Annotated in this window: 7 protein-coding genes; all 7 read left to right on the top strand. The window is 61.3% G+C overall.

What is annotated here, in order from left to right; all coding sequences use genetic code 11:
• Positions 1-96: 96 nt before the first annotated feature.
• A complete protein-coding gene (locus tag AC1DX0_RS27400) occupies positions 97-456 on the top strand; it encodes a transcriptional regulator (RefSeq protein WP_477222557.1) in 360 nt (119 codons plus the stop codon).
• Positions 457-557: 101 nt separating this feature from the next.
• Positions 558-1,205, top strand: a complete 648-nt coding sequence (locus AC1DX0_RS27395) for a helix-turn-helix domain-containing protein (RefSeq protein WP_477222556.1) — start codon at positions 558-560, stop codon at positions 1,203-1,205.
• 380 nt (positions 1,206-1,585) lie between these two features.
• On the top strand, positions 1,586-4,009 hold the full coding sequence (locus AC1DX0_RS27390) for a phosphoketolase family protein (RefSeq protein ID WP_477357523.1): 2,424 nt from the start codon (positions 1,586-1,588) through the stop codon (positions 4,007-4,009).
• Positions 4,010-4,057: 48 nt separating this feature from the next.
• Positions 4,058-5,251 (top strand): acetate/propionate family kinase, encoded by a 1,194-nt coding sequence (locus AC1DX0_RS27385; RefSeq protein WP_477222554.1) that lies wholly within the window; start codon positions 4,058-4,060, stop codon positions 5,249-5,251.
• A gap of 167 nt (positions 5,252-5,418) precedes the next feature.
• Positions 5,419-6,477 carry an Acg family FMN-binding oxidoreductase gene (locus AC1DX0_RS27380; RefSeq protein WP_477222553.1) on the top strand — a complete coding sequence of 353 codons (1,059 nt, stop codon included), beginning with the start codon at positions 5,419-5,421 and terminating at the stop codon, positions 6,475-6,477.
• Positions 6,474-6,842 (top strand): hypothetical protein, encoded by a 369-nt coding sequence (locus AC1DX0_RS27375; protein ID WP_477222552.1) that lies wholly within the window; start codon positions 6,474-6,476, stop codon positions 6,840-6,842. Before AC1DX0_RS27380 ends, AC1DX0_RS27375 begins: the two co-directional genes overlap by 4 nt.
• Before the next feature lie 14 nt (positions 6,843-6,856).
• Positions 6,857-7,487 (top strand): DUF6544 family protein (locus AC1DX0_RS27370; RefSeq protein WP_477357520.1); only part of this gene is annotated, 631 nt, incomplete at its 3' end.

Below are 7,487 nucleotides of genomic sequence, written 5' to 3'. Positions count from 1 at the left end.
GGATTGATCTGGCGCAAGGCATCAGGCGCCATATTGCCGCTGGCTGTGAGACAACCGGCGGGATGACCTCGCCAGCAAAATCCGGAAGCGTGATCCTTGACCGTCGCCAAAACCATATTAGTCGTGGCGCCCGACCCTGGGCTCAGGCGTTCGCTCGAGTTCGCGCTCGAAGTCGAAGGTTTTGTGGTTGAATCTCATGCGTCGCTCTCGACAGTCGAGGCTTCGCACGAGGCAAACGCCGCGTCCTGCGTCATCGTCGACGAAAGTGCGATCGGGCGCGGTCCTGCCGGGCGCCAGCCACTTGCGGGCTTCGCCGGGCGGGTGATTCTGCTTGTCGAAGGCGTTGATCCAACCGCCGGCCCGGAGGGGTTCTCGGTCCTGACCAAACCGGTCGAGGGGAGTGACCTGATTGACATGGTGCGGGCCTTTTCGGTCCGCCACGTCCCGGCTGACTAAGCCACCCCTCGCTGACTACGTAGAATCCCTTAGGACATAACCCAATTTCGCAGACCGGCATTCCGCGCGATGGCTATCCCACCGAAATTAAGGGAACAGCCATGAACGCGATCGCCGACACTCGGGTGCCCTTTGAAATCCTGACCGCACTGGTCCCGCGACCGGACGTGTCGAATGATGGCCGGCCGGTCCCGCTCTCGTTCTTCAACGCAGGCGCGGAGATCTACGCACAGGGCGAAAAGGTCACTTCCCACTATCAGATCGAGTTCGGCGCGGTCCGCATTTACCGGCTGCTGGCCGATGGGCGCAGACAAATCACGGCGTTCCATCTGGCGGGAGAGACGTTTGGGTTTGAAGCCGACCTTGCCCACCATTTCTTTGCCGAGGCCATCGTCACGACGGGACTGCGGACATTCCGACCAGTGGCCGGCCTGGACAGATCGCGCGAACTGCTGCCGCTTGCCCTTCGCTGCATGGTGCGGGCCCAGGAACATTTGCTGGTGGTGGGCCGGCAGACAGCGATCGAACGCATCGCCGCTTTCCTGGTCGACATGGTCGCACGACAGGGAGATCTTGCCCAGATCGAACTGCCGATGTCCCGGCAGGATATCGGCGACTATCTGGGTCTCACCATCGAGACTGTATCGCGCGTGCTATCGAGACTGCGCGACAAGGGTGTGCTCAAGTTCCACGGACTTCGCACCCTCGAAATCCGCAAGCCTGAAACGCTCCGTTCCATGTGCGAATGATCTCTAAACTAGAGACGTCGCAGTAGCCGATATGGCCGCATCGGCCGACATCGCATGGGCTTCTAGATCGTCCCGGAAGATCCTGCCAGCTTCAGGTCTCCATCGAATACGACCTGCCGGAAACCGCGGCTTGTTGGCTCAGCCTGATATTTGCGAATTCCTACGCGCGTTGGTGTACCGGCAGGATGGCGAAAGACGCGGCCGCTTTTTTCGGGAAGACCGGGATCACTTTCCGCGAGCGGTCGAGCACCTAGCAAATCCGTCGAGCAATGACGGACCGAATGGTGCGCGAACGCGTTGGTGTCCATTCACCGCGCGTCGACAGACACAGGCATACGCAGCGGGTGCGGCGTTCGCGGACATGGCAAAGGGAGCCAAGCATGACCGAACACATTACAATACCAGTCCCTGGCGACCGGCTTTCAGAGCGCCAGTTGCGCGACATCGATGCATACTGGCGCGCCGCGAATTATCTGACGATCGGCCAGATTTACCTCCTCGACAATCCGCTGCTTCGCGAGCCGCTCCGGCTTGAGCATGTCAAGCCGCGACTGCTCGGACACTGGGGAACATCGCCGGGCCTCAGCTTCATCTACGCGCACCTCAACCGCGCGATCCGGCTCCGGGACGCCGACATGATCTACGTCTGCGGCCCCGGCCATGGTGGCCCGGCAATGGTGGCGAACACCTATCTCGAAGGCACATACAGCGAGCTCAATCCGGACATATCGATGGATGAGCAGGGCATGCGCAAGCTGTTCCGGCAGTTCTCTTTTCCGGGCGGCATTCCAAGCCATGCCGCACCCGACGTGCCCGGCTCCATCCACGAGGGTGGCGAGCTTGGTTATTCGCTCTCCCATGCCTATGGGGCCGCCTTCGACAATCCCGACCTTGTCGTGGCCTGCGTCGTCGGTGACGGCGAAGCCGAAACCGGGCCACTGGCCGCGGCCTGGCATTCCAACAAATTCCTCAAYCCSGCGCGCGACGGSGYRGTGCTGCCGATCCTGCATCTGAAYGGCTAYAAGATCGCCAATCCRACSATTCTTGCCCGCATTCCSGAAGACGAAYTGCGCGCGCTTTTCGTTGGCTACGGTTATGAACCGCTGTTCGTCGAGGGCCATGAGCCGGCGCTGATGCATCAAAGAATGGCCAATGTGCTCGACGATGCGCTCGATCGCATCCGCGCGATTCAGCATGCGGCGCGCGCTGATTCCCCCGAGCCGATGTCGCGACCGAAATGGCCGATGATCGTGCTGCGCAGCCCAAAGGGCTGGACCGGACCGAAAGAGGTCGACGGGCTGAAGACCGAAGGCTTCTGGCGTTCGCATCAGGTACCCTTGTCCGGCCTTGCGGAAAACCCTGCTCATCTGAAGTTGCTTGAGGAGTGGTTGAAAAGCTATCGGCCCGAGGAGCTGTTCGATGTCGCCGGCGCCCCTGTCGCGGCGATCCGCGCCACCGCTCCGCAAGCCGCGCGGCGCATGAGCGCCAACCCGCATGCCAATGGCGGCCTGCTGCGCAAGTCCCTCGATCTGCCTGGCTTGCACGACCATGCCGTGGTCGTCGCTGAACCCGGCGCGGTGAAGGCCGAGGCGACGCGGGTAATGGGCAATTTCCTGCGCGACGTGATGGCGTTGAATGAGGCTGCGAAGAATTTCCGCATCGTCGGCCCAGACGAGACCGCCTCCAATCGGCTTCAGGACGTGTTCGAAGTCACCGAACGTGCCTGGATGGAGACGATCCTGCCCGAAGATGTTCATCTCGGCCAAGATGGCAGGGTCATGGAAATCCTCTCCGAGCACACCTGCCAGGGCTGGCTCGAAGGCTATCTGCTGACGGGGCGGCACGGTCTGTTCTCTTGCTACGAGGCGTTCATCCACATCGTGGACTCCATGTTCAACCAGCATGCAAAATGGCTTGATGCCTGTAGCGACATTCCTTGGCGGCGGCCGATCGCCTCGCTGAACTATCTGTTGTCGAGCCATGTCTGGCATCAGGAACACAATGGCTTCAGCCATCAGGATCCCGGCTTCATCGACGTCGCCCTCAACAAGAAGGCCGACATCGTTCGCGTCTATCTCCCGCCGGATGCCAACACCTTGCTGTGCGTGACCGACCATGTGCTGCAGACCTGGAATCGTATCAACGTCATTGTCGCCGGCAAGCCGCCATCGTGGCAGTGGCTCTCGATGGACAAGGCAATTGTCCACTGCAGAGCGGGCATCGGCATCTGGGACTGGGCGTCGACCGAGAACGGCGACGAGCCGGACGTCGTGATGGCTTGCGCCGGCGATGTTCCAACGCTCGAAACGCTAGCGGCCGTGCAGATTCTCAGGCATCACGTTCCGGAGCTCAAAATCAGGGTGGTCAACGTCGTAGACCTGATGACGCTGCAGCCMAAGGARWAYCAYCCGCAYGGTCTKTCGRATCGCGATTTCGAYRCGCTGTTCACCRCCGACAARCCGGTCATCTTTGCCTATCACGGCTATCCCTGGACTATCCATCGCCTGACATATCGGCGCACCAACCACGACAACATACATGTGCGCGGTTACAACGAGGAAGGAACAACGACGACACCTTTCGACATGACGGTGCTGAACGGCCTAGATCGTTTCCATATTGTCCAAAGCGTTCTTGACTGGGTCCCGCAACTGAAGACCGTGCGCGTCGGGCTGGGTCAGAAGATGGACGCCAAGCTGCTTGAACACAGAGCCTATATTCACGCCCATGGCCAGGATATGCCGGAGATACTCGACTGGAAGTGGGGCGGCGATGCCGATGCTACGACGCGTCTTTCTGGTTGAGCCGGTACCGTCCACAAGGGGATGGCGAAGACGGGATCGGACGAACCCATGACCGATTTGATCCTCGTTCTGAACGGTGGCTCGTCCAGCCTGAAGTTCGCTGTCTTCGAGGGATGTGATGAACTTCCGCTTCTGCTGCGTGGCAACGTCTCCTCGCTCGGTGGACATCCGCGGCTGCGCGTCGGGGCAGCGGCCGGCCGGGCCGAGGTTGACAGAAGCCTCGGTGACGGCCCGATCGACATCGGCAAGGCATTCGCGACGATTGCCTCAGAGCTGAAGGATCGCGATCTTCTCCCCCGCATCGTCAGGGTCGGACACAGGATCGTTCATGGCGGCCGCGACTTCACCGGAGCGACGGTGCTCGACGGGCGTGCGCTCGAGGCACTGCGTCTGCTCGAGCCGCTGGCTCCGATCCATCAGCGGATTAATCTTGAGATTGTGGCACTGGCTGCTGGCCTCCTGCCGCAGGCCATGCAGATTGGATGCTTCGACACTGCGTTTCATTCCGCTCGGCCTGGGATCGCCAAGATCTATGGCCTTCCGCGTGCGATGACCGATGCCGGCATCGTTTCCTATGGGTTTCATGGGCTTTCCTATATCCATATCGCTTCGCAGCTACAGGCCCGCTACGGACCCGCGGCTGGCGGAAAAGTCATCGTTGCCCATCTCGGCAGCGGTGCCAGTCTGTGCGCCATGAGTGCCGGGACAAGTGTTGCCACAACGATGGGATTTTCGACATTGGACGGCCTCGTCATGAGCACGCGTTGCGGCGCGCTCGACCCGGGCGTCATCGTCCATTTGCTGCAGGACTGGAAGCTGCCGACGGACGAACTGGTTACGCTTCTCTACGAGCAATCCGGCCTGCTCGGAGTGTCGGGAATCTCAGGTGATATGCGGACGCTAGTCGACTCCGATGATCCCCGTGCCGCCGAAGCGGTCGATCTCTTCGTCTATCGTATCGGCCGCGAGATCGGGTCGCTGGCCGCTGCGATAGGCGGACTGGACACGCTGGTGTTCACCGCAGGCATTGGCGAAAACGCGCCATCTATCCGAGAGAGGGTCGGGGCTGTGGCCGGCTGGCTTGGGGTTAATATCGACCAGAAGCTGAATCGACGAGGCGACGAGGTCATCAGCCTTGCTGGTTCCGGTGTCGACGTGCTTGTGATCCCCACGGATGAAGAGAGAGCCGTGGGAAGCCAGCTTCTATCTGTGCGCCCACAAGCTTCGTCGCTCGTACCCTGAGCGCCGAACCTGATGCGCGGTGGGTGTCTCGGCCCGTCAATAATCGGAGTTGGCTTTGATCCAACGCAATGAACACCAACGCCGCCTCGTGATAATCGCTTCGACTTGTCGAACAGATCGGTCAAGCGATGAACAGGCGAGAATATCTAGCCGGTGGAAGCGCCCTGGTGGCGGCCGGCGCCGCAGCAACCTATTTCGGGCTGCGAAACATCGGGTCGATGGAGGAATACAACGCCTCCGTTGCTGCCGCGCGCACGGTGTTGACGCAGGCGCCGGGGATCAGCGACCTGATCCGTTACGCGACGCTGGCGGCGAACAGCCACAACACCCAGCCGTGGCGGTTCAAGATCAGCGACGTCGGGATAGAAATCCTGCCCGACATGGCGCGACAGATTGAGATCGTTGACCCGGACAATCATCATCTATTCGCCAGTCTCGGTTGCGCGGCGGAAAACCTGGCTATCGCCAGCGGCGCGTGCGGAAAGCCCGGCGAACTCAGTTTCAGCCTGGTGAATGACGGTGCCGTGATGTTTATGTTCGGGAGCGGGCCGCCTGTAGAGCCGACGCTGTTCGATGCGATCCCGAAGCGGCAATCAACACGTGGCGACTATGACGGCAAAGCCGTCAGCAGCCGCGATTTACAGACGCTTTCCGCAGCAGCGGCCGTGCCGGGTGTCGATCTCATTCTAATCACGGATCGGCCACGGATCGACCGCGTGCGCGACCTGGTCATCGCGGGCAACAATGCGCAGATCGCCGACGCCGCATTCGTGCGGGAACTGAAGACCTGGCTGCGCTTCAGCCCCCGGCAGGCGATGGTGACCGGTGACGGTCTCTTCAGCGCGTCAAGCGGCAATCCCGCCCTTCCGGAATGGCTTGGTCGGGTCATGTTCGCTCTCGTTTTCAAAGCCAAGACCGAGAACGAAAAGTACGCACGGCAGCTCGCATCCTCGGCGGGCGTCGCAGTCTTCGTCGCCCAAAAGGAAGACCCCGAACATTGGGTTCTGGCAGGCCGCGCCTGCCAGCGTTTCGCTTTGCAAGCCACCGCGCTCGGCCTCAAGCACGCTTTCATCAATCAGCCCGTCGAAGTCGCTGGCCTGCGTCCGGAACTGGCGACGCTTGTCGGCTTGCGCGGGCGACGTCCCGACCTCGTCATGCGCTTCGGCTACGGAGCAGCACTCCCTTTCTCGGCGCGCCGGCCAGCAGAAAGTGTAATCCTGTCTTGAACGCTCCCGTTCAGAGCCCACCCGCATCGGCGGTGCGCCTTGCGACAATCAAGGCCATTCACACTGTCGTCTGGGCTTTTTTCGTCGCGTGCATCCTCGCAATCTGGGTGTTCGCCTCGCGGGGCGACTATTTCTACGCGGTGCTGTCGATCGGTGTCGTCCTGGTGGAGGTGCTCGTGCTGGTCCTGAACGGATGGCGGTGCCCCCTCACATCGGTCGCTGCGGGCTACACCGACGATCGACGCGACAACTTCGACATCTATCTTCCAGAATGGCTTGCGCGTCACAACAAGCTGATCTTCGGCACCCTCTATGTGGCAGGAATAGCGGCCACGCTTGCGAAGTGGAGCCGTGCGTCAACATAGAGGAAGGCCGCATCATGGCTGAGGATGATCTTCTGATCAGGCAGCGATTGCCAGCCGCTGTCTATGACCTGGCCCGCCGACTCGGCGCCAATCCCGAGATCCGCCTATCGACGGTCAAGCTCACCCAAACAGGACGGATGAAACAGGCGCTTGGAGCCACGTCCTGGATGTCATTTACTGCAAAGCAAGCGATCGACACGTGCGAATGTGCCTTCGACTGGCGGGCACGGGTTGGTCCCTTCGGTATGATCTCAGTGCGCGATGCATTGAAGGGCGGCCAGGGACGGTTGGATGTCATGGCGCTCGGGGTCATCCCGATCGCCCGCGCCGAGCGCTCGTCGGCGCTGATGCGCGGCGAGCTGATGCGATACCTTGCGGAACTTGCCTGGGCGCCCGACGCTATTCTCTTCAACACCACCTTGCGCTGGCGTGACGACGGGCCCGACGGGCTGGCCGTGAGCGCCGGCGTGGGAGAGACAGCGGCCGAAGTCACGCTCAGCCTCGACAGCGACGGGAGGATTGCCGGTGCTTTTGCCCCCGATAGGCCGCGTTCGGCTACGGTACCAATCCTGCCAACGCCGTGGCGCGGCCGTTTCTCTGATTATCGTTATCACGGCAACATGTGGCTTCCGTTTGCGGGAGAGG

The organism is Mesorhizobium sp. P3_A9 (assembly GCF_056402975.1).
The sequence above is the reverse complement of the archived record's forward strand: the minus strand, read 5'-3'. Positions and strand labels throughout refer to the sequence as shown.